The following is a 22,212-nucleotide window of genomic DNA, read 5'->3' as shown; positions in this document are numbered from 1 at the left end:
TTATTTTCCTCCTTCCTCAGAAGCTTTCTTTTTTGTAGGAAGGACTTCTCCACGGTAGATCCATACTTTTACACCTAATTTACCGTACGTTGTATCAGCTTCAGCTGTTGCATAGTCAATATCAGCGCGAAGTGTATGAAGTGGAACAGTTCCTTCACTGTAAGATTCTGCACGAGCGATATCAGCTCCGCCAAGACGACCAGAAACCTGTGTTTTAATACCTTTAGCTCCTGCACGCATAGCACGTTGAATTGCTTGCTTTTGTGCACGACGGAAAGATACACGGTTTTCTAATTGACGAGCAATGTTTTCGCCTACTAATTTAGCGTCAAGATCAGCTCTCTTAACTTCTAAAATGTTGATGTGTACACGTTTACCTGTTAATTGGTTAAGAGCTTTACGAAGTGCTTCAACTTCTGTACCACCTTTACCAATTACCATACCAGGTTTTGCCGTGTGAATTGTAACATTTACACGATTTGCCGCACGCTCGATTTCTACTTTAGAAACAGCAGAATCTTTTAAGCGAACGTTAATGTATTCACGAATTTTGATGTCTTCATGTAAGAATGTAGCGTAGTCTTTTTCAGCGTACCAACGAGATTCCCAATCGCGAATGATACCGACGCGAAGACCAACTGGATGAACCTTTTGACCCATCGATTATCCCTCCTTCTTTTCAGATACCACAACTGTGATGTGGCTTGTGCGCTTGTTAATTTGGCTAGCACGACCCATTGCACGTGGACGGAAACGTTTTAACGTTGGACCTTCGTCAACGAAAACTTTTTCTACAACTAAGTTGTTTACATCCATTTCGTAGTTATGCTCTGCGTTTGCGATTGCAGATTTTAAAACTTTTTCTACAACTGGAGAAGCAGTTTTTGGTGTGTGGTTAAGGATAGCAATCGCTTCACCCACTTGCTTACCTCGGATTAAGTCTACTACTAAACGAACTTTACGAGGAGCAATACGAACTGTTCTCGCTACTGCTTTAGCTTGCATTGAAGTGCCTCCTCTCATTATCTTCTAGTTTTCTTATCGTCAGCATCATGACCTTTGTACGTACGAGTTGGTGCGAACTCACCTAACTTGTGGCCTACCATATCTTCAGTTACGTATACAGGAACGTGTTTACGACCATCATATACAGCGATTGTATGACCAATAAACTGTGGGAAGATCGTTGAACGACGAGACCAAGTTTTTACAACTTGCTTTTGCTCAGTTTCATTTAACTTTGCAATTTTGTTCATTAAATGATCATCGACAAATGGTCCTTTTTTCAAGCTACGAGCCATTTTGGTGCCTCCCTTCGTGATTGCCGTACGGTTCTAAAAATGAACCGTACTACAACCCCATTATTTTTTACGACGACGAACGATGAATTTGTCAGACGCTTTATTTTTCTTACGAGTTTTGAATCCAAGAGTTGGTTTACCCCATGGAGACATTGGAGACTTACGTCCGATTGGTGAGCGACCTTCACCACCACCGTGTGGGTGATCACATGGGTTCATTACAGAACCACGAACAGTTGGGCGCTTGCCTAACCAGCGAGAACGACCCGCTTTACCAATTTTAATAAGCTCATGGTGTTCATTACCTACTTGACCTACTGTAGCGCGGCAAGTAGCTAGAACTAAGCGTACTTCACCAGAAGTTAAACGTACAAGTACGTATTTACCTTCTTTACCAAGTACTTGAGCAGATGTACCAGCAGAACGAACTAATTGTCCACCGCGACCTGGTTTAAGCTCGATGTTATGAACAACTGTACCTACTGGAATGTTGATTAATGGTAATGCGTTACCGATTTTAATGTCAGCCTCTGGGCCAGACATGATTTCCATACCTACTTCTAAGTTTTTAGGAGCAAGGATGTAACGTTTTTCACCGTCAACGTAGTTAATTAATGCGATATTCGCAGAGCGGTTTGGATCGTATTCGATCGTAGCAACGCGTCCAGGAATTCCATCTTTGTTACGTTTGAAGTCGATGATACGGTATTGACGCTTGTGTCCGCCACCTTGGTGACGTACAGTAATTTTACCTTGGTTATTACGTCCAGCCTTTTTGCTTAAAGGCGCAAGTAATGATTTTTCCGGTCTATCAGTCGTGATTTCAGCGAAATCATTCGTAGTCATGTTACGACGACCGTTAGTAGTTGGATTATACTTTTTGATTGCCATCTGATTTTCCCTCCTTCTTTAGTAAGAATTAAACTCCTTGGAAGATCTCGATTTCTTTGCTGTCAGCAGTAAGCTTAACGATTGCTTTACGACGACGGTTAGTAAAACCAGCGTGACGACCAACACGTTTTGCTTTTGGTTTGTAGTTCATGATATTTACTTTCTCAACTTCAACACCAAAGATCGCTTCTACAGCATCTTTAACTTCCGTTTTATTAGCTTTAACGTCCACATCGAACGTGTATTTTTTTTCAGCCATCATTTCCATAGAACGTTCAGTGATAACTGGGCGCTTAATGATATCACGAGGATCTTTCATTATGCAAGCACCTCCTCTACTTTTTCCACTGCCGCTTTTGTCATGATTAGCTTATCATGATGAAGCACGTCTAAAACGTTTACGCCATCAGCAGTGATTACTGTTACTCCAGGAATATTGCGAGCAGATAACTCAACTGCTTCGTTTACATCAGCAGTTACGATAAGAGCTTTCTTCTCAACAGTTAATCCTTTAAGAACTGCCACCATGTCTTTTGTTTTTGGTGCATTTAACACTAAGTCTTCAAGAACTACGATGTTGTTCTCAACTACTTTAGTAGCTAATGCAGATTTAATAGCTAAGCGACGAACTTTTTTAGGTAGTTTGTATGCATAGCTTCTTGGTGTAGGTCCGAATACCGTACCACCACCGCGCCATTGAGGAGAGCGGATAGAACCTTGACGAGCACGTCCAGTTCCTTTTTGACGCCATGGTTTGCGACCTCCACCGCGCACTTCAGAGCGAGTTTTTACTTTATGTGTACCTTGACGTAAAGATGCACGTTGCATCATTACTGCTTCAAAAAGTACAGCTTCGTTTGGTTCGATACCGAAAATAGTTTCAGCTAATTGGATTTCACCAACTTCAGAACCAGTTTGGTTAAATAACTTTACTTTTGGCATTGGGGTTCCTCCTTTCTTATAGAGAATTATTTGCTAGCCTTAACAGCACTACGAACAACTACAAGAGATTTCTTAGCGCCAGGAACGTTGCCTTTTACTAACAGTAAGTTACGTTCAACATCAACTTGAACGATTTCTAAGTTTTGGATAGTAACTTGGTCTCCACCCATACGTCCAGCAAGTTTTTTGCCTTTGAATACACGGTTCGGAGCAACAGGGCCCATTGAACCAGGACGACGGTGATAACGAGAACCATGAGACATAGGTCCGCGAGATTGTCCGTGGCGTTTAATAGCACCTTGGAAACCTTTGCCTTTAGAAATACCTGTTACGTCTACAGTTTCACCTGCAGCGAAAACTTCTACTTTTACCTCTTGACCAACTTCTTGTCCTTCCACGTCTGCATCGCGAAGTTCGCGAATGAAGCGCTTAGGAGCAGTAGTTGCTTTAGCAACGTGACCTTGTTCAGGTTTGTTAGCTAATTTTTCGCGTTTGTCAGCAAAACCTAACTGAATTGCATTGTAGCCATCAGTTTCAACAGTTTTCTTTTGAAGGACAACGTTTGGAGTCGCTTCGATAACAGTTACAGGAATTAGCTCGCCGTTTTCAGCAAATACTTGAGTCATACCGATCTTTTTTCCTAAGATTCCTTTGGTCATGAGTTACACCTCCTACATTTTAACTTATATAAATTATAGTTTGATTTCGATATCTACACCAGATGGTAAGTCTAAACGCATTAAAGAGTCTACTGTTTGTGGAGTAGGGCTCACGATGTCGATTAGACGTTTGTGCGTGCGCATTTCGAATTGCTCACGAGAATCTTTGTATTTATGAACCGCACGAAGAATCGTGTAAACAGTTTTTTCAGTTGGTAATGGGATTGGACCAGAAACTGTCGCCCCAGAACGTTTAGCTGTTTCTACAATTTTCTCAGCTGATTGATCAAGAATACGGTGATCGTAAGCTTTTAAACGAATACGAATTTTTTCTTTTGCCATTATTTTCCCTCCTTCTTTCGCCTATTTTTAAAATAGACATTCTCCATGGAAATTTCCACACACTCGCCATGGCAAAGCGGCCGGGTGTGTCAGCAACCTTCCACTTCATCGCAGTCAAAGACCAACATTGTTTATTATACAATGTTTCTAGCCTAGATGCAACACTTTATTTGTGCACATCGTCATTTACTGTACTTTTGCTATTATACATGGTACTTTAACGAATTTCAAGTTTTCATCTGTTGTAATTCTTTTTACAGTTTTTGGTTGAAGAGTTTTGCATTTTATATATTAATAGAAGAAACTCGTCAAAACTTAAAAATAGGTTTTATTTATTATAAATAAAAAACCCAAGGGAAAATCCCTTGGGTTTCATATATCAGTTAAGATTACTCAACGATAGTTGCAACTACGCCGTAACCTACTGTACGTCCACCTTCACGAATAGAGAACTTAGTTCCTTCTTCGATCGCGATTGGAGCGATAAGCTCGATAGTCATTTCGATGTTGTCGCCAGGCATTACCATTTCAGTACCTTCTGGTAATTGGATGATACCAGTTACGTCAGTTGTACGGAAATAGAATTGTGGGCGGTAGTTAGCGAAGAATGGAGTGTGACGTCCACCTTCTTCTTTAGATAAAACGAAAACTTCAGCTTTGAATTTAGCGTGAGCTTTTACAGAGCCAGTTTTAGCAAGAACTTGTCCACGTTGGATGTCTTCACGAGCAACCCCACGAAGTAAAGCACCGATGTTGTCTCCAGCTTGAGCTTGATCAAGAAGCTTACGGAACATTTCTACACCAGTTACAGTTGTAGATTTGTTTTCTTCTTCAAAACCGATGATTTCTACTACGTCACCAACTTTAACTACACCGCGCTCTACACGACCTGTAGCAACTGTACCACGACCTGTGATAGAGAACACGTCCTCAACAGGCATTAAGAATGCTTTTTCAGTGTCACGTTCTGGAGTTGGGATATAAGAATCAACTTCAGCCATTAATTCGATGATTTTTGCTTCCCACTCAGCATCTCCTTGAAGAGCTTTAAGAGCAGAACCTTTAACTACAGGGATATCATCGCCTGGGAAGTCGTATTCAGATAATAGATCGCGAACTTCCATTTCTACTAATTCTAATAACTCTTCGTCGTCAACCATGTCGCATTTGTTTAAGAATACAACGATGTAAGGAACACCTACTTGACGAGAAAGAAGGATGTGCTCACGAGTTTGAGGCATTGGGCCATCAGCAGCAGATACTACTAAGATACCGCCGTCCATTTGAGCAGCACCAGTGATCATGTTTTTAACATAGTCAGCATGGCCTGGGCAGTCAACGTGTGCATAGTGACGAGTTTCAGTTTCATACTCAACGTGTGCAGTTGAGATTGTGATACCGCGCTCTCTTTCTTCTGGAGCAGCATCGATTTGGTCGTAACCTTTCGCTTCAGCACCACCAGCTTTTGCAAGAACTGTAGTGATAGCAGCAGTTAATGTAGTTTTACCATGGTCAACGTGGCCGATTGTACCAATGTTAACATGTGGTTTAGAACGTTCGAATTTAGCTTTTCCCATTCTAAATTCCTCCTTAGTTATATAGATTATTTTATATTTAGACTAGAAAGTAAGGGGCCTAAGCCCCGCTTTCTAAGCTTACATAAGTAGTTATACTTGAACAATCGATAAAAATCAATTATTCACCTTTATTTTTTTTAACAATTTCTTCTGAAATAGACTTCGGTACTTCTTCATAATGATCAAATGTCATTGAGAATGTTCCACGACCTTGCGTGTTAGAACGTAGAGCCGTTGCATAACCGAACATTTCAGAAAGTGGAACCATCGCACGAACTACTTGTGCGTTACCACGAGCTTCCATACCTTCTACGCGTCCACGGCGAGAAGTTACGTCACCCATAATGTCACCCATGTACTCTTCAGGAATTACAACTTCAACTTTCATCATTGGCTCAAGAATTACTGGGTTGCATTTAGAAACCGCAGCTTTAAGTGCCATAGATGCAGCGATTTTGAACGCCATCTCAGAGGAGTCAACATCATGGTAAGATCCGTCAACTAATGCAGCTTTAATGTCTACTAGAGGATACCCTGCAAGTACACCATTTTTAAGTGCATCTTCAAGACCCGCTCCAACAGCTGGGATGTATTCACGTGGAACTACACCACCGACGATCTTGTTTTGGAACTCGAATCCTTTACCTTCTTCGTTAGGTTCGAACTCAATCCAAACGTGACCGAATTGTCCACGACCACCAGATTGACGAGCGAACTTACCTTCAACTTTCGCAGCAGCGCGGAAAGTCTCACGGTATGCTACCTGAGGAGCGCCAACGTTTGCTTCCACTTTGAATTCACGGCGCATACGATCAACGATGATATCAAGGTGAAGTTCACCCATACCAGCGATGATTGTTTGGCCAGTTTCTTGGTCAGTGTGAGCACGGAATGTTGGATCTTCTTCAGAAAGCTTAGATAATGCTGTACCCATTTTATCTTGGTCAGCTTTAGATTTTGGTTCGATAGCTACAGAGATAACTGGCTCTGGGAATTCCATAGACTCAAGGATAACAAGGCTCTTCTCGTCACAAAGAGTATCACCAGTTGTAGTATCTTTTAACCCTACAGCAGCAGCGATGTCTCCAGCATAAACTGTTGAAATCTCTTCACGGCTGTTTGCGTGCATTTGTAGGATACGACCTACACGCTCACGCTTACCTTTAGTTGAGTTTTTCACATATGATCCAGAGTTTAACACACCAGAGTACACACGGAAGAATGTTAACTTACCAACATAAGGGTCAGTCATGATTTTGAATGCTAATGCTGCGAAAGGCTCTTCATCGCTAGAATGACGTTCTACTTCTTCCTCTGTATCCGGAAGAGTACCTTTAATAGCAGGTACGTCTAATGGAGATGGAAGGTAGTCGATAACTGCATCTAACAGAATTTGAACACCTTTATTTTTGAATGCAGAACCACAGATTACTGGGAAGAATTCTACAGAAGTTGTAGCCTTACGGATACCAGCTTTAAGCTCTTCTACAGTGATTTCTTCACCTTCTAGGTACTTCATCATCATTTCTTCATCAAGCTCTGCTACCGCTTCAATAAGTTTTCCGCGATATTCATCAGCTAATTCTTTATGTTCTGCAGGGATGTCAATACGTTGGATATCTGTTCCTAAGTCGTTTGTGTACATGTATGCACACTCTTCAACAAGGTCGATAATTCCAGTAAACTGATCCTCAGCACCGATTGGTAACTGAATTGGATGTGCGTTTGCTTGTAAACGGTCATGAATTGTTCCTACAGAATATAAGAAGTCTGCACCGATCTTGTCCATTTTGTTAACGAACACGATACGTGGTACGCCGTAAGTAGTTGCTTGGCGCCAAACAGTTTCTGTTTGTGGTTCTACACCAGATTGCGCGTCAAGTACTGCTACCGCACCATCAAGTACGCGTAAAGAACGTTCTACTTCTACAGTGAAGTCTACGTGTCCTGGAGTGTCAATGATGTTTACACGGTGACCTTTCCATTGGGCTGTAGTTGCTGCAGAAGTAATTGTGATACCACGCTCTTGTTCTTGCTCCATCCAGTCCATCTGAGATGCACCTTCGTGAGTTTCACCGATTTTGTGAATGCGGCCTGTGTAGTACAGGATACGCTCAGTTGCTGTTGTTTTACCAGCATCGATGTGAGCCATGATACCAATATTACGAGTGTTTTCTAAGGAGAACTCTCTAGTCATTTGGTGTCTTTCTCCTTCCTAATATGGATTGGATTATTTTATTTTAAGTAGCAAAAAAGCCACTTTATTTTGTTACATATGTCAGTATGTCCAGTACCCTCATTATGTAAAACGAGCGCCCAATGAAAGGGAGAGGCATTCTCCCTCTCCACACTTCCATAAGCGACAAATAAAGCGGTCTATGCTTACAATTATTTTGCGTTGAATCCTACCAACGGTAATGAGCAAATGCTTTGTTAGCTTCTGCCATTTTATGAGTGTCTTCACGTTTCTTAACAGATGCACCAGAGTTGTTAGCTGCATCTAAGATTTCGTAAGCTAAACGCTCTTCCATAGTTTTTTCACCACGAAGACGAGCGTAGTTTACTAACCAGCGAAGACCTAAAGTTGTACGGCGTTCTGGACGAACCTCAACTGGAACTTGGTAGTTAGCACCACCAACACGACGAGCGCGTACTTCAAGAACAGGCATAATGTTCTTAAGAGCTTGCTCGAACACTTCCATTGGTTCGTTACCAGTACGTTCGCGAACGATATCGAACGCATTATAAAGAATTGTTTGAGATTTACCTTTTTTACCGTCAACCATCATTTTGTTGATTAGGCGTGTTACAAGTTTAGAATTGTACATTGGATCTGGTAACACGTCACGTTTCGCAACAGGTCCTTTACGAGGCATATTGAGTTCCTCCTTTCAGTTCAGTTTTATTATTTCTTAGCTGCTTTTGGTCTCTTAGTACCATATTTAGAACGTCCTTGCATACGTTTGTCAACACCAGCTGTGTCAAGCGCACCACGAACGATGTGGTAACGTACCCCTGGTAAGTCTTTTACACGACCACCGCGAATTAATACTACGCTGTGCTCTTGTAAGTTATGACCGATACCTGGGATGTATGCTGTTACCTCGATACCATTTGTTAAACGTACACGAGCGTATTTACGTAACGCTGAGTTCGGTTTCTTTGGAGTCATTGTACCAACACGAGTACATACACCACGTTTTTGAGGTGCAGAGATATCAGTTGCTTTTTTCTTTAAAGAGTTGAAACCTTTGTTTAACGCAGGTGATTTAGATTTCCATACTTTATCAGTACGACCTTTTCTCACTAATTGGTTAATAGTAGGCATTAATTTATCCTCCCTTCGCACGTTTGTATGACCACATATCCAGGTGGTTCATTATTAGTTGAAAACAAAGTTTTTGCAAGGAAGAGCAAATGCTCTCTCCTCACAAAAACAGTTTTAACTTGTTATTCCTATCACTGAAGCTCCTACTTGCATCTCACTCATTTTCATGTTGAGATCCAGTTTTGAAAAAGTATGTTATGTTGTCTTGCTAAAAGCTACGACAACGTTCTAACTATACCGTGTTGAATCACATTCAACATTTATTTAGGAGCAACCTTGCTTATATTAACATTTTGCATTACATCATGTCAACTAGGATTATCTTTTTTATACAAAATTTACGACGGAAAATTTTAGTTTTCTACGTAAACTTCGTCATTTTCTACATTTATTTCTGCTTGTGCTGTTTTTACAAGATCTACTTTACGGTAACGATTCATACCTGTACCAGCTGGAACAAGTTTACCGATAATAACATTTTCTTTCAGACCAAGAAGTTCATCACGCTTACCTTTAATTGCTGCATCAGTTAACACGCGAGTTGTTTCTTGGAATGATGCTGCAGATAAGAATGAATCTGTTTCAAGTGAAGCCTTCGTAATACCAAGAAGGATTGGACGTGCTGTTGCTGGTTGTTTGCCTTGAAGCAACACTTTCGCATTTGCATCTGTAAATTGATGGATATCAAGTAACGTTCCTGGTAATACGTCTGTTTCACCAGCATCGATTACACGAACTTTTCGAAGCATTTGGCGAACCATTACTTCAACGTGCTTATCACCAATTTCTACCCCTTGCATACGGTATACTTTTTGTACTTCACGAAGCAAGTATTCTTGAACTGCTGTAATATCTGTTACTTTCAGTAATTCTTTCGGATCGATAGAACCTTCAGTAAGTTCTTTACCATGTTCGATGCGGTGTCCTGGAGCTACTTTTAAACGAGCGCCATAAGGAATTGTATACGTACGAGCTTCTACATCACCTTGTACAACAACTTCTTGGCGATCTTTCACATCGTTAATCGCTGCAACAACACCATCGATCTCACTGATAACCGCTTGACCTTTCGGATTACGCGCTTCGAAAATCTCTTGAATACGCGGTAAACCTTGTGTGATATCGTCTCCAGCAACCCCACCTGTATGGAATGTACGCATCGTTAACTGTGTACCTGGCTCACCGATAGATTGAGCTGCGATAATACCAACCGCTTCGCCTACTTCTACATCTGTACCAGTAGCTAAGTTACGACCGTAACATTTCTTACATACACCGTGACGTGTGTTACATGTAAATGCAGAACGGATGTACAGTTGTTCAACGCCTGCTTTTTCAATGATATGAGCGATATCTTCTGTAATTAATTCATTTTCACGAACTAATACTTCGCCTGTTTCTGGATGCTTCACAGTTTTTCTTGCGAAACGTCCTACAAGACGGTCGTATAAGGACTCGATAATTTCGTTTCCTTCTTTAATTGCACCGATTAATAAACCGCGATCTGTTCCACAATCATCTTCACGAACGATAACATCTTGTGCAACGTCAACAAGACGACGTGTTAAGTAACCAGAATCGGCAGTTTTAAGTGCTGTATCGGCAAGACCCTTACGCGCACCATGCGTAGAGATGAAGTACTCAAGTACCGTTAAACCTTCACGGAAACTTGATTTGATTGGAAGTTCGATGATACGTCCAGACGGGTTGGCCATCAAACCACGCATACCAGCAAGCTGAGTAAAGTTCGATGCGTTACCACGGGCACCAGAATCACTCATCATGAAGATCGGGTTGCGCTTATCTAGAGTTTTCATCAGTTTTCCTTGGATAACGTCTTTTGCATTACTCCAAATAGAGATAACGCGATCATAACGTTCTTCTTCCGTGATTAAACCACGACGGAATTGTTTAATTACTGTATCTACTTTTGCTTGCGCTTCATGCAAGATTTCTTCTTTTTCACCTAATACAAGAATATCCGCTACCCCAACTGTAATACCAGCTTTTGTAGAGTATTTAAATCCTAGGTTTTTCATACGATCAAGCATACGAGACGTTTCTGTAATCTTGAAACGTTTAAATACTTCAGCAATGATATTACCAAGAATTTTCTTGCTAAATGGCGCCACTTCTTCGCGGCTAGCTATAATTTCTCTTACGTTAGAACCCTTTTCAACAAAGTATTCTACTGGAGTTTCTTTCTCCAAGTTTGTTTTTGTTGGTTCGTTAATGTAAGGGAATGATTTCGGTAAGATTTCATTGAATATTAGCTTACCAACTGTTGTTAACAACAGCTTGCTGTTTTGCTCTTCTGTGAACGTTTCGTTGTTTACAGAGCTTGCTGCAACAGCAACACGAGTATGCAAGTGTACATATCCGTTTTGGTATGCAAGTATTGCTTCATTCGTATCTTTGAAAATCATACCTTCACCAATTGCACCCGCACGTTCAAGCGTTAAGTAGTAGTTACCTAATACCATATCCTGAGACGGTGTAACAACTGGTTTTCCGTCTTTCGGGTTCAAGATGTTTTGTGCAGCTAACATAAGAAGACGAGCTTCTGCTTGTGCTTCTGATGATAACGGAACGTGAACCGCCATTTGGTCACCGTCAAAGTCCGCGTTGTATGCAGTACATACAAGTGGATGTAGACGAATTGCACGACCTTCTACCAATGTAGGTTCAAACGCTTGAATACCAAGACGGTGAAGCGTTGGAGCACGGTTTAAAAGTACAGGGTGTTCTTTAATTACAGACTCTAAAACATCCCAAACTTCAGGTTGTACTCGTTCAATTTTACGTTTCGCACTCTTAATGTTGTGCGCTAAGCCTTTTCCTACTAACTCTTTCATAACGAAAGGTTTGAACAATTCAAGCGCCATTTCTTTTGGCAGACCGCATTGGTACATTTTTAAGTTCGGTCCTACAACGATAACGGAACGACCAGAGTAGTCAACACGTTTACCTAATAAGTTTTGACGGAAGCGTCCTTGCTTACCTTTTAACATATGTGAAAGAGATTTTAACGGACGGTTACCAGGTCCAGTAACTGGACGACCACGACGACCGTTATCAATTAAAGCATCTACTGCTTCTTGTAACATGCGCTTTTCGTTTTGGACAATAATGCTTGGTGCACCTAAGTCCAATAAACGTTTCAAACGATTGTTACGGTTAATTACACGACGATATAGGTCGTTTAAGTCAGAAGTTGCAAAACGTCCACCATCTAACTGTACCATCGGGCGAAGTTCTGGTGGGATAACTGGAAGAACATCTAGAATCATCCAAGATGGTTCGTTTCCAGAGTTACGGAATGCCTCTAATACTTCTAGACGTTTAATAGCACGCGTACGGCGTTGTCCTTGTGCTGTTTTTAACTCTTCTTTTAAGAAGTCTACTTCTTTATCTAAATCGATATCTTGTAATAACTTCTTAATTGCTTCTGCGCCCATAGAAGCTTGGAAAGAGTTTCCGTATCTATCGCGATACGCACGGTATTCTTTCTCCGAAAGAAGTTGCTTCTTATCAAGCGGTGTATCCCCGCTTTCTGTTACCACATAAGAAGCGAAATAAATTACTTCTTCAAGCGCACGAGGGGACATGTCTAAGACAAGTCCCATGCGGCTTGGGATACCTTTGAAATACCAAATATGAGATACAGGAGCAGCTAATTCAATATGACCCATACGTTCACGACGAACTTTCGCACGCGTTACTTCAACGCCGCATCGATCACAAACTACACCTTTATAACGGACACGTTTATATTTACCACAATGACATTCCCAGTCTTTTGTTGGACCGAAAATACGCTCACAGAACAAACCGTCTTTCTCTGGTTTCAATGTACGATAGTTTATCGTTTCGGGTTTTTTTACTTCCCCATATGACCAAGAGCGAATTTTGTCTGGTGATGCAAGTCCAATCTTCATATATTCAAAGTTGTTTACATCTATCAAGGGGCCTACCTCCCTTTTAATCTACAGGTTATCCCAATTATTCCTTCGTTGTCTCAACTTCGACATTTAATTTATCTGCAGATTGATGATCATCGTCATCCACATCACGCATTTCAATTTCCGTATCGTCGCTAGACATCATCTTAACATCCATACCTAAACTTTGTAATTCCTTAATCAATACTTTGAATGATTCAGGAACACCTGGCTCTGGAACGTTTTCGCCTTTTACAATCGATTCGTACGTTTTCACACGACCAACAACATCATCCGACTTAACTGTTAAGATTTCTTGAAGAGTATATGCAGCACCATAAGCTTCAAGTGCCCAAACCTCCATCTCACCGAAACGCTGTCCACCGAACTGTGCTTTACCTCCAAGAGGTTGCTGCGTTACAAGTGAGTATGGTCCAGTAGAACGAGCATGAAGTTTATCGTCAACCATGTGTGCAAGTTTAATCATATACATGACACCAACAGATACGCGGTTGTCGAACGGTTCACCAGTACGTCCATCGTATAAAATTGTCTTCGCATCACGCGCCATACCAGCTTCTTCAATTGTTCCCCATACATCTTCCTCACGGGCACCATCGAATACTGGCGTTGCAACGTGGATACCAAGATATCTTGCTGCCATACCAAGATGAAGCTCTAACACCTGACCGATATTCATACGAGATGGTACCCCTAATGGGTTTAACATGATATCGATTGGTGTGCCGTCTGGTAAGTAAGGCATATCTTCTTCCGGTAAAATACGGGAGATAACACCTTTGTTACCGTGACGACCGGCCATCTTGTCACCTTCAGAAATTTTACGTTTTTGAACGATATATGCACGTACAAGTTGATTCACACCTGGTGGCAATTCATCGCCATCTTCACGGTTAAATACTTTTACGTCTAAGATAATACCGCCACCACCGTGTGGTACACGTAGTGATGTATCACGTACTTCACGAGCTTTCTCACCAAAGATTGCATGTAATAGACGTTCTTCTGCTGTTAACTCTGTTACACCTTTTGGCGTTACTTTACCAACAAGCAAGTCTCCATCTTTTACTTCTGCACCGATGCGGATAATACCGCGCTCATCAAGGTTGCGAAGCGCATCTTCACCTACGTTTGGAATGTCTCGTGTAATTTCTTCTGGTCCTAGCTTTGTATCACGAGCTTCAGATTCATACTCTTCAATATGAATAGAAGTGTACACATCATCTTTTACAAGGCGCTCACTCATAATGATCGCATCCTCGTAGTTATAACCATCCCATGTCATAAAGCCAACAAGCACGTTACGACCAAGTGCAAGTTCACCTTTTTCCATAGAAGGACCGTCTGCAAGAATCTCACCTTTTACAACTTCATCACCAACACTTACGATTGGACGTTGGTTGTAACAAGTTCCTTGGTTAGAACGGATGAATTTCAACATTTTGTAGCGATCTAAGTCACCTTTTACTTGTTGACCGTCTACTTCGATATAACGACGTACCAAAACTTCGCGAGCTTCTACACGTTCAACGATACCAGGATGTTTACAAATTACTGCAGCCCCTGAATCCTTCGCCGATACGTACTCCATACCAGTACCTACAATTGGAGATTCTGGATTCATAAGTGGAACCGCTTGACGTTGCATGTTCGCACCCATTAGTGCACGGTTCGAGTCATCGTTTTCTAAGAACGGAATACAAGCTGTCGCAGCAGACACAACCTGTTTTGGAGAGATATCCATGTAGTCGATACGTTCACGTTTTACTACAACGTTCTCATCGCGGAAACGCGCTACAACGTCTTCATCAAGGAAATCTCCCTCTTCAGATAAACGTGCGTTTGCTTGGGCAACAACATAGTTATCTTGTTCATCAGCTGTTAAGTAATCTACACGTTTTGTTACACGTCCAGTTTCTGGATCAACACGGCGATATGGTGTTTCAATGAAACCAAATTCATTTACTTTCGCAAACGAAGATAGAGAGTTGATCAAACCGATGTTTGGTCCCTCAGGTGTTTCAATTGGACACATACGACCATAGTGTGAGTAGTGAACGTCACGCACTTCAAAGCCTGCGCGCTCACGCGTTAAACCACCAGGTCCTAATGCAGATAGTCTTCGTTTATGCGTTAACTCTGCCAATGGGTTTGTTTGATCCATGAACTGAGATAACTGAGAGCTACCGAAGAACTCTTTAATAGATGCAATAACTGGGCGAATATTAATTAACGCTTGCGGTGTAATTGCATTTGTATCTTGAATTGACATTCTTTCACGAACAACACGCTCCATACGAGAAAGACCGATACGGAATTGATTTTGTAACAATTCCCCTACAGAACGTAGGCGACGGTTTCCTAAATGGTCAATATCGTCTGTGTCTCCTACTTTATATAGAAGATTAAAGAAATAGCTAATAGATGCAATAATATCGCCTGGTGTAATATGCTTTACATCGCGATCGATATTCGCATTACCAATAATATTGATAGAGCGCTCTCCATCTGCATCTGGAGCATAAATCTTAATAGATTGTAATTCAACCTCGCCTTCTACCACTCCGCCCATCGGCTTCGCTGTTTTAAAGCCAATGTTCTTTTCTAAGTAAGGTAAAATGCGATCTAATGTACGACGATCTAAGACTGTTCCTTCTGCTGCTAAAATTTCACCTGTCTCAGGATCCACTAAAGTTTCAGCTAAACGTTGGTTAAACAATCTGTTTTTGATGTGTAATTTCTTATTAATTTTGTAGCGACCTACATTCGCTAGATCATAACGTTTTGGATCAAAGAAGCGAGAAACAAGCAAGCTCTTTGCGTTTTCTACTGTTGGTGGTTCGCCTGGACGTAGACGCTCATAAATTTCAAGCAATGCTTTTTCTGTGCTATCCGTGTTATCTTTTTCTAGCGTATTGCTTAAGTATTCGTTATCACCTATCAATTCGGTGATTTCTTGATCAGAGCCAAACCCTAATGCGCGTAACAAAACAGTTACAGGTAATTTACGCGTACGATCGATACGCACATAAACAACATCCTTAGCATCTGTTTCATATTCCAACCATGCTCCGCGGTTTGGAATTACAGTAGCAGTAAATCCGCGTTTTCCGTTTTTGTCCACTTTTCCGTTGTAGTATACACTTGGTGAACGAACTAACTGAGAAACGATAACGCGTTCTGCACCGTTAATTACAAATGTTCCTGTCTCTGTCATGAGCGGGAAATCCCCCATGAACACATCTTGCTCTTTTACTTCACCAGTTTCTTTATTGATTAGACGCACTTTTACACGAAGTGGTGCTGCATACGTCACGTCACGCTCTTTACATTCTTCTACAGAATATTTCGGTTCACCTAAACTGTAGTCGATAAATTCAAGCGATAGATTTCCCGTAAAGTCCTCAATCGGAGAAATGTCTTGGAACATTTCTCGCAAACCCTCATCAAGAAACCACTGATAAGAAGAGGTTTGAATTTCGATAAGATTTGGTAATTCTAATACCTCACTAATACGGGCATAACTTCTTCGTTGGCGGTGTCGTCCGTATTGAACTAGTTGACCTGTCAACTGCTTCACCCCTCAAATCAAGAGTATTATAAATGCACAAAAATGTGCAAAATCACAACTAAATACGACTAACGCAAATTACGTAGCCTTTTTTCTCTAAAAAGATAGATACGTTGAGTGTTTCTAACTGCTCAAAAAAGAAAAATGGCTTCTATAAGAAAACCATCATTCTGTTTCATAATCTGCTGATTTTACTATCTTTTCCAAGAGAAGCAAAAATATACATTGTTCTCAACGCAGAAGATCATATATTGGCATTTTATAATGTTAACACAACCAAAAATAACCGTCAACGTTTTTTTGATTTTATGATATAATAGCCTTTTTTCTTTTCTACGACTTCCACAACATCGAACACTTCTTCTAATTTTTTCACCGCAGATGGTGCACCTTGCTTTTTCTGGATTACAATCCAAAGCTCTCCGCCCGGCACAAGATGATCCACTGCTTTTTCTAGAATCTCATGCACGACGTGCTTCCCTGCTCGGATTGGCGGATTAGATAGAATAGCAGCGTATTCTCCACTCACATTTTCATATACACTACTTTGATAAATTTGGACATTTCCAATCCGATTATTAGCAGCATTTTCTTTCGCAAGCCCGAGCGCCCTTTCATTTACATCCACCATATGAACTACACGCTCTTGAAACTCTTTCGCTAAAGATAAACCGATTGGACCATATCCACACCCAACATCCAATACATCACCTTGGGCATCTGGCATCTGAAAAGCTTCAATTAAAAGACGAGAACCAAAATCTACTTCATTTTTCGAAAACACTCCGTGGTCAGATAAGAAAACAAATTGAGATTCTCTGAGCGTATATTCCCAACGTTTACGATCACTTTTGCTAGAAGGATCGTTAGAAAAATAATGGTCTGCCATATGGCCACCTCTTTTCTTTACAGTTAAAAAAAAAGCTCGCATGAGAGCGAGCTTTTTTTTAAAAGCTTCAAAAGTTAATTACTTAACTTCTACAACAGCGCCAACTTCTTCAAGTTTAGCTTTGATTTCTTCAGCTTCGTCTTTAGAAACGCCTTCTTTAACTGCTTTTGGAGTGTTGTCAACTACTTCTTTAGCTTCTTTTAATCCAAGACCAGTGATTTCACGAACAACTTTGATAACTTTGATTTTTTGAGCGCCCGCTTCAGCAAGTACTACATCAAATTCAGTTTTCTCAGCAGCAGCTTCACCAGCAGCGCCACCCATTACAGCTACAGGAGCAGCAGCAGTTACGCCGAATTCTTCCTCGATAGCTTTTACTAAGTCGTTAAGTTCTAATACAGTCATATTTTTAACTGCTTCAATGATTTGTTCTTTAGTCATTGTAAATATCCTCCCTTATTAAATAAGTTCATATTGTTTGATCGATAATACGTAATTATCTTTTAAAAAATTAAGCGCCTTGCTCTTCTTTTTGATCAGCAACAGCTTTTGCAGCAAGTGCAAGGTTGCGGATTGGAGCTTGAAGAACGCTAAGAAGCATAGAAAGTAAGCCTTCACGTGATGGAAGAGTAGCGATAGCTTTAACTTCATCAACAGTTACAAGTTTACCTTCGATTACACCAGCTTTAATTTCTAAAGCTTCGTGATTTTTCGCGAAGTCGTTTAATACTTTCGCAGGAGCAACTACATCTTCGTTACTGAACGCGATAGCGTTTGGTCCTGTTAGGTATTCATTTAACTCAGTTAGTTCAGCAGCTTCTGCAGCACGACGAGTTAAAGAGTTTTTGTAAACTTTGAACTCAACGCCAGCTTCACGTAATGCTTTACGTAATTCTGTTACTTCAGATACTGTTAAACCACGGTAGTCAACAACGATAGTTGATTTACTTTCGCTAAGTTTACCAGCGATTTCAGTTACAACATGTTGTTTTGCTTCGATTGCTTTAGTCATGTTATTACACCTCCTGTAGATTATATAGAAGATGTACCGAAAGTGCACTAAAAAGCCTCCGTGCCCAGTTATAGACATGGAGGCATATAGTCACAGAAAAATTCCGTTCCGTATATTTACACCTCGGTAGGATATTAAGCCAAATTGGCACCTACTGTCTACGGTACACTATTAAAATTCACAACACAGTTGATTATATTAGAACTTCATTGTGAAGTCAACTTCCAATTTTTACGCAATAGTAGAAACTTCAACGCGTACGCCAGGTCCCATTGTAGAAGCAACCGTTACGTTCTTCATGTAAGTACCTTTTGCAGCAGCTGGCTTAGCTTTCAGAAGCGCATCAGCAATTGTTTGTAAGTTTTCAACTAATTTTGCATCTTCGAAAGATACTTTACCGATTGGTACATGGATGTTACCAGCTTTATCAACACGGTATTCTACTTTACCAGCTTTGATTTCGTTAACTGCTTTTGTTACGTCGAAAGTAACTGTTCCAGTTTTAGGGTTTGGCATTAAACCTTTAGGTCCTAATACACGACCAAGTTTACCAACTTCACCCATCATGTCAGGAGTTGCTACTACTACGTCAAAGCCAAACCAACCTTGTTGAATTTTGTTGATGTAGTCTGCATCACCTACGAAGTCAGCTCCAGCAGCTTCAGCTTCTTTTAGTTTTTCGCCTTTAGCGAATACTAATACACGTTGTACTTTACCAGTACCGTGTGGAAGAACAACTGCACCACGGATTTGTTGGTCAGCTTTCTTAGGGTCAACACCTAAACGGAATGCAGCTTCTACAGATGCATCAAATTTAGCTGTGTTTGTTTTCTTTACTAATTCTACTGCCTCTGTCGCAGAGTAAGCAGTCGCACGATCAACAAGCTTTGCAGCTTCTACGTACTTTTTACCTCTTTTAGCCATTTTATTTCCTCCTCAATGTGGTTTTAGCGGAATAACCTCCCACGTTTACGCATTTTTTTCGATACAATCGAGGATGTGCGCCCATCCTTTTATTTAAAAAACGACATTCATTTACGATAATAAAGGTTGCGAATTGGAACTCCAGACCCGCAACCTCTTTTACAAAAAAACAAATCGAATTAGTCTTCGATAACAATGCCCATACTGCGTGCAGTACCTTCAACCATACGCATTGCAGCTTCTACGCTAGCAGCGTTTAGGTCAGGCATTTTAGTTTCAGCGATTTCGCGAACTTTATCACGCTTAACAGTTGCCACTTTATTACGGTTTGGTTCACCAGAACCAGACTCGATACCAGCTACTTTCTTAAGAAGAACAGCAGCAGGAGGAGTTTTAGTAATGAAAGTGAATGAACGGTCTTCAAATACTGTAATTTCAACAGGAATGATTAGACCAGCCTGATCTGCTGTACGAGCGTTGAACTCTTTACAGAAGCCCATGATGTTAACACCCGCTTGTCCTAATGCTGGACCAACTGGTGGAGCTGGGTTAGCTTTACCTGCAGGAATTTGAAGTTTTACCATTTTAATTACCTTTTTAGCCACGAGACACACCTCCTTAAGTCCGTGATGTGGTCAATGGGCAATTATTTTTTGCCCTCCCACTTCTTATTTTATCTTTAGCGATAAAATTTTTCTCAAAAAACGTCTCCGTTTCCGAAGACGTACTGACCTTAAAGATATTATCACTTTTTACAATTCATTTCAAGTTTGATTTTATAATTTTTCAATTTGGTGGAAATCTAACTCAACTGAAGTTTCGCGACCAAACATATCAACGAGTACTGTAACCCTTTGTTTTTCTAGGTCAATTTCATTAATAGCACCTGTATAATTTGCAAATGGGCCTTCATTCACACGTACAGTCTCATGAAGTTCGAAATCAAAGTCAACCACTTCATTTTCCATTCCCATGTGTTTTAAAATCACAACTACTTCTTCTTCTAATAGTGGAGATGGTTTTGAACCAGATCCAGAAGAACCAACAAACCCCGTTACCCCCGGTGTATTGCGAACAACATACCAAGAATCATCTGTCATGATAAGTTCTACTAATACGTAGCCAGGAAATACTTTCCTCTTAGTTATTTTCTCTTTTCCGTTTTTCATTTCTACTTCTGTTTCTTCTGGAACAATAACACGGAAAATCTTATCTTGCATACCCATTGATTCTACACGTTTCTCTAGGTTCGTTTTTACTTTATTTTCATATCCAGAATAAGTATGGACAACATACCAACGTTTTTCCATTGATTTAGGACAACCGTCCTTCCCTCCCTGACGTACATTTTTTCGCGCAAATGAAAAAACCCGTTCACCGGGCTTTTACACAGTTCGTATAAATAACATTAACATTATATCATGTATAAGTGCTTCTTATTCAAGAATTAAACGAATTAAAGAAGAAATCCCCATATCCACCACTGCAAAGAAAACTGCACAGAACACAACGGTTGCAATTACAGTAAGTGTCGAACGGAATAATTCATCTTTTTTCGGCCAACTTACTTTTTTCATTTCACGGCTTACATCACCAAAAAAGTTCGTCAAACGCATTTCCGGGACCTCCAGTGCATAATTACGATTATTTATTTTGTTTCCTTATGAATCATATGCGCATTGCATGTTTTACAAAATTTCTTTATCTCCAGACGCTCTACTGAGCTTGTATCTTTCATAGTGGAATAGTTTCGATTATTACACTTTTCACATGCGAGTACAATTTTTTTTCTCACCTGTTACACCAGCCTTGTAACATTATTTCTTTAAAAATGTATCATACAATAAAATACAATGTCAATGACACTTCCCATCTACTTCAAAAAGAAAAGGAGAAGAGAGGACAAACCTCTCTTCTATATTAATCTGTTATTTTAATATACCTTTAAGAAGCATCTATATAAATCTATTTTTATTTCCCAACATATAAGCCGCTGCTTTATAAAATAAAAAAGGAGCTAGCCGCTTCTATGCATAGCCAAATATCTTCTCCTATCTAAAAAGTATTTGGTTTTTCAATTGGCATTTATATATTTCGCTTAATGGAGGGTGCATTAACAGTTGCCGTTTCTCTCATTTCCATATAACGTTCTAGTTTTCTTTTCACTCGTTGCAGAGCATTATCAATAGATTTTACATGACGATTCAATTGCTCTGAAATCTCTTGATACGATCTTCCATCTAAATACAAAGACAGCACTTTTCTTTCTAAATCGCTTAATAATTCAGATATTTTCGATTCTATATCAACATACTCTTCTTGGCTAATAATCATCTCTTCAGGGTCCGTCATCTTCGCCTCAGATATAACATCTAACAGAGTTCGATCAGATTCTTCATCATAAATTGGTTTGTCTAAAGACACGTACGAATTTAAAGGAATATGTTTCTGTCTTGTCGCAGTTTTAATAGCGGTGATAATTTGGCGTGTAATACATAATTCCGCAAAAGCCTTAAAAGAAGATAGCTTGTCCTCTTTATAATCACGAATCGCCTTAAATAACCCAATCATGCCTTCTTGAATAATATCTTCACGATCAGCACCAACTAAAAAATAAGATCTTGATTTTGCACGAACAAAGTTTTTGTACTTATGAATTAAATACTCCAGCGCATCTACATTACCTTTCCTTACTAATTCAACTATCTCTTCATCCTCTAGACTACTAAATATAACATTGTTGTCGCTTACGAAGTCTACTTCCAATCTGATCCCTCCGACCGCTAGTTATTTAGCAATATTATACAGTAAGCA

Annotated in this window: 23 protein-coding genes and 1 other annotated feature; all 23 genes read right to left on the bottom strand. The window is 40.3% G+C overall.

Annotated elements, in window-relative coordinates; all coding sequences use genetic code 11:
- Complete coding sequence (rpsC, locus tag MR076_RS21555; RefSeq protein WP_035433709.1) at nucleotides 1–660, bottom strand: 30S ribosomal protein S3; 660 nt, start codon at nucleotides 658–660, stop codon at nucleotides 1–3.
- Nucleotides 661–663: 3 nt separating this feature from the next.
- Nucleotides 664–1,005: a 50S ribosomal protein L22 gene (gene rplV, locus MR076_RS21550; protein WP_011983250.1), complete on the bottom strand. Its 342-nt coding sequence runs from the start codon at nucleotides 1,003–1,005 to the stop codon at nucleotides 664–666.
- Between the two features lie 17 nt (nucleotides 1,006–1,022).
- Complete coding sequence (gene rpsS / locus MR076_RS21545) at nucleotides 1,023–1,301, bottom strand: 30S ribosomal protein S19 (RefSeq protein ID WP_020062296.1); 279 nt, start codon at nucleotides 1,299–1,301, stop codon at nucleotides 1,023–1,025.
- Between the two features lie 60 nt (nucleotides 1,302–1,361).
- Nucleotides 1,362–2,192 carry a 50S ribosomal protein L2 gene (rplB, locus tag MR076_RS21540; RefSeq protein WP_035433711.1) on the bottom strand — a complete coding sequence of 277 codons (831 nt, stop codon included), beginning with the start codon at nucleotides 2,190–2,192 and terminating at the stop codon, nucleotides 1,362–1,364.
- 28 nt (nucleotides 2,193–2,220) lie between these two features.
- On the bottom strand, nucleotides 2,221–2,511 hold the full coding sequence (rplW, locus tag MR076_RS21535; protein WP_035433713.1) for a 50S ribosomal protein L23: 291 nt from the start codon (nucleotides 2,509–2,511) through the stop codon (nucleotides 2,221–2,223).
- Nucleotides 2,511–3,134 carry a 50S ribosomal protein L4 gene (gene rplD / locus MR076_RS21530; protein WP_035433714.1) on the bottom strand — a complete coding sequence of 208 codons (624 nt, stop codon included), beginning with the start codon at nucleotides 3,132–3,134 and terminating at the stop codon, nucleotides 2,511–2,513. Before rplD ends, rplW begins: the two co-directional genes overlap by 1 nt.
- Nucleotides 3,135–3,160: 26 nt before the next feature.
- Entirely contained in the window at nucleotides 3,161–3,793 is a 633-nt protein-coding gene (rplC, locus tag MR076_RS21525) for a 50S ribosomal protein L3 (RefSeq protein WP_230576168.1), read from the bottom strand.
- Nucleotides 3,794–3,826: 33 nt separating this feature from the next.
- Nucleotides 3,827–4,135 carry a 30S ribosomal protein S10 gene (gene rpsJ / locus MR076_RS21520; protein WP_001040596.1) on the bottom strand — a complete coding sequence of 103 codons (309 nt, stop codon included), beginning with the start codon at nucleotides 4,133–4,135 and terminating at the stop codon, nucleotides 3,827–3,829.
- 389 nt (nucleotides 4,136–4,524) lie between these two features.
- Nucleotides 4,525–5,712: an elongation factor Tu gene (gene tuf / locus MR076_RS21515; RefSeq protein WP_035433717.1), complete on the bottom strand. Its 1,188-nt coding sequence runs from the start codon at nucleotides 5,710–5,712 to the stop codon at nucleotides 4,525–4,527.
- Between the two features lie 118 nt (nucleotides 5,713–5,830).
- Nucleotides 5,831–7,909 carry an elongation factor G gene (gene fusA, locus MR076_RS21510; RefSeq protein WP_242224048.1) on the bottom strand — a complete coding sequence of 693 codons (2,079 nt, stop codon included), beginning with the start codon at nucleotides 7,907–7,909 and terminating at the stop codon, nucleotides 5,831–5,833.
- A 208-nt stretch (nucleotides 7,910–8,117) separates the two neighbouring features.
- Entirely contained in the window at nucleotides 8,118–8,588 is a 471-nt protein-coding gene (gene rpsG / locus MR076_RS21505) for a 30S ribosomal protein S7 (RefSeq protein WP_035433720.1), read from the bottom strand.
- A gap of 29 nt (nucleotides 8,589–8,617) precedes the next feature.
- Nucleotides 8,618–9,040 (bottom strand): 30S ribosomal protein S12, encoded by a 423-nt coding sequence (gene rpsL, locus MR076_RS21500; protein ID WP_035433722.1) that lies wholly within the window; start codon nucleotides 9,038–9,040, stop codon nucleotides 8,618–8,620.
- A 353-nt stretch (nucleotides 9,041–9,393) separates the two neighbouring features.
- Nucleotides 9,394–13,005, bottom strand: coding sequence for a DNA-directed RNA polymerase subunit beta' (gene rpoC, locus MR076_RS21495; protein WP_242224047.1), 3,612 nt, complete (start codon nucleotides 13,003–13,005; stop codon nucleotides 9,394–9,396).
- 37 nt (nucleotides 13,006–13,042) lie between these two features.
- Complete coding sequence (rpoB, locus tag MR076_RS21490) at nucleotides 13,043–16,573, bottom strand: DNA-directed RNA polymerase subunit beta (protein ID WP_242224046.1); 3,531 nt, start codon at nucleotides 16,571–16,573, stop codon at nucleotides 13,043–13,045.
- Between the two features lie 289 nt (nucleotides 16,574–16,862).
- Nucleotides 16,863–17,462: a class I SAM-dependent methyltransferase gene (locus MR076_RS21485; RefSeq protein WP_242224044.1), complete on the bottom strand. Its 600-nt coding sequence runs from the start codon at nucleotides 17,460–17,462 to the stop codon at nucleotides 16,863–16,865.
- Between the two features lie 78 nt (nucleotides 17,463–17,540).
- Nucleotides 17,541–17,903 (bottom strand): 50S ribosomal protein L7/L12, encoded by a 363-nt coding sequence (gene rplL / locus MR076_RS21480; RefSeq protein WP_242224043.1) that lies wholly within the window; start codon nucleotides 17,901–17,903, stop codon nucleotides 17,541–17,543.
- Nucleotides 17,904–17,973: 70 nt separating this feature from the next.
- Nucleotides 17,974–18,474 (bottom strand): 50S ribosomal protein L10, encoded by a 501-nt coding sequence (gene rplJ / locus MR076_RS21475; RefSeq protein ID WP_242224040.1) that lies wholly within the window; start codon nucleotides 18,472–18,474, stop codon nucleotides 17,974–17,976.
- Nucleotides 18,475–18,514: 40 nt separating this feature from the next.
- Nucleotides 18,515–18,656 (bottom strand) — a sequence feature (ribosomal protein L10 leader region).
- Nucleotides 18,657–18,705: 49 nt separating this feature from the next.
- Nucleotides 18,706–19,398, bottom strand: a complete 693-nt coding sequence (rplA, locus tag MR076_RS21470; protein ID WP_242224038.1) for a 50S ribosomal protein L1 — start codon at nucleotides 19,396–19,398, stop codon at nucleotides 18,706–18,708.
- A 179-nt stretch (nucleotides 19,399–19,577) separates the two neighbouring features.
- Complete coding sequence (gene rplK / locus MR076_RS21465; RefSeq protein WP_001085872.1) at nucleotides 19,578–20,003, bottom strand: 50S ribosomal protein L11; 426 nt, start codon at nucleotides 20,001–20,003, stop codon at nucleotides 19,578–19,580.
- Between the two features lie 171 nt (nucleotides 20,004–20,174).
- The gene (gene nusG, locus MR076_RS21460; RefSeq protein ID WP_035433735.1) at nucleotides 20,175–20,708 is read right to left on the bottom strand and encodes a transcription termination/antitermination protein NusG; all 534 of its coding nucleotides are present in this window, start codon (nucleotides 20,706–20,708) and stop codon (nucleotides 20,175–20,177) included.
- A gap of 126 nt (nucleotides 20,709–20,834) precedes the next feature.
- Entirely contained in the window at nucleotides 20,835–21,014 is a 180-nt protein-coding gene (gene secE, locus MR076_RS21455) for a preprotein translocase subunit SecE (protein WP_020062280.1), read from the bottom strand.
- Nucleotides 21,015–21,046: 32 nt separating this feature from the next.
- Complete coding sequence (gene rpmG, locus MR076_RS21450) at nucleotides 21,047–21,193, bottom strand: 50S ribosomal protein L33 (RefSeq protein ID WP_242224036.1); 147 nt, start codon at nucleotides 21,191–21,193, stop codon at nucleotides 21,047–21,049.
- A 290-nt stretch (nucleotides 21,194–21,483) separates the two neighbouring features.
- Complete coding sequence (locus MR076_RS21445) at nucleotides 21,484–22,164, bottom strand: RNA polymerase factor sigma-70 (protein WP_277928573.1); 681 nt, start codon at nucleotides 22,162–22,164, stop codon at nucleotides 21,484–21,486.
- Between the last annotated feature and the right edge of the window lie 48 nt (nucleotides 22,165–22,212).

The sequence above is a fragment of the Bacillus cereus group sp. BfR-BA-01380 genome (genome assembly GCF_022663535.1).
Taxonomy (GTDB): domain Bacteria; phylum Bacillota; class Bacilli; order Bacillales; family Bacillaceae_G; genus Bacillus_A; species Bacillus_A cereus_BB.
This window is presented reverse-complemented; position numbering and strand designations above follow the sequence as displayed.

What these genes read in the sequence shown, in the direction of transcription:
- rpsC (WP_035433709.1), bottom strand. Translation starts at nt 660, where the DNA reads ATGGGTCAAAAGGTTCATCCAGTTGGTCTTCGCGTCGGTATCATTCGC.
- rplV (WP_011983250.1), bottom strand. Translation starts at nt 1,005, where the DNA reads ATGCAAGCTAAAGCAGTAGCGAGAACAGTTCGTATTGCTCCTCGTAAA.
- rpsS (WP_020062296.1), bottom strand. Translation starts at nt 1,301, where the DNA reads ATGGCTCGTAGCTTGAAAAAAGGACCATTTGTCGATGATCATTTAATG.
- rplB (WP_035433711.1), bottom strand. Translation starts at nt 2,192, where the DNA reads ATGGCAATCAAAAAGTATAATCCAACTACTAACGGTCGTCGTAACATG.
- rplW (WP_035433713.1), bottom strand. Translation starts at nt 2,511, where the DNA reads ATGAAAGATCCTCGTGATATCATTAAGCGCCCAGTTATCACTGAACGT.
- rplD (WP_035433714.1), bottom strand. Translation starts at nt 3,134, where the DNA reads ATGCCAAAAGTAAAGTTATTTAACCAAACTGGTTCTGAAGTTGGTGAA.
- rplC (WP_230576168.1), bottom strand. Translation starts at nt 3,793, where the DNA reads ATGACCAAAGGAATCTTAGGAAAAAAGATCGGTATGACTCAAGTATTT.
- rpsJ (WP_001040596.1), bottom strand. Translation starts at nt 4,135, where the DNA reads ATGGCAAAAGAAAAAATTCGTATTCGTTTAAAAGCTTACGATCACCGT.
- tuf (WP_035433717.1), bottom strand. Translation starts at nt 5,712, where the DNA reads ATGGGAAAAGCTAAATTCGAACGTTCTAAACCACATGTTAACATTGGT.
- fusA (WP_242224048.1), bottom strand. Translation starts at nt 7,909, where the DNA reads ATGACTAGAGAGTTCTCCTTAGAAAACACTCGTAATATTGGTATCATG.
- rpsG (WP_035433720.1), bottom strand. Translation starts at nt 8,588, where the DNA reads ATGCCTCGTAAAGGACCTGTTGCGAAACGTGACGTGTTACCAGATCCA.
- rpsL (WP_035433722.1), bottom strand. Translation starts at nt 9,040, where the DNA reads ATGCCTACTATTAACCAATTAGTGAGAAAAGGTCGTACTGATAAAGTA.
- MR076_RS21485 (WP_242224044.1), bottom strand. Translation starts at nt 17,462, where the DNA reads ATGGCAGACCATTATTTTTCTAACGATCCTTCTAGCAAAAGTGATCGT.
- rplL (WP_242224043.1), bottom strand. Translation starts at nt 17,903, where the DNA reads ATGACTAAAGAACAAATCATTGAAGCAGTTAAAAATATGACTGTATTA.
- rplJ (WP_242224040.1), bottom strand. Translation starts at nt 18,474, where the DNA reads ATGACTAAAGCAATCGAAGCAAAACAACATGTTGTAACTGAAATCGCT.
- rplA (WP_242224038.1), bottom strand. Translation starts at nt 19,398, where the DNA reads ATGGCTAAAAGAGGTAAAAAGTACGTAGAAGCTGCAAAGCTTGTTGAT.
- nusG (WP_035433735.1), bottom strand. Translation starts at nt 20,708, where the DNA reads ATGGAAAAACGTTGGTATGTTGTCCATACTTATTCTGGATATGAAAAT.
- secE (WP_020062280.1), bottom strand. Translation starts at nt 21,014, where the DNA reads ATGCGTTTGACGAACTTTTTTGGTGATGTAAGCCGTGAAATGAAAAAA.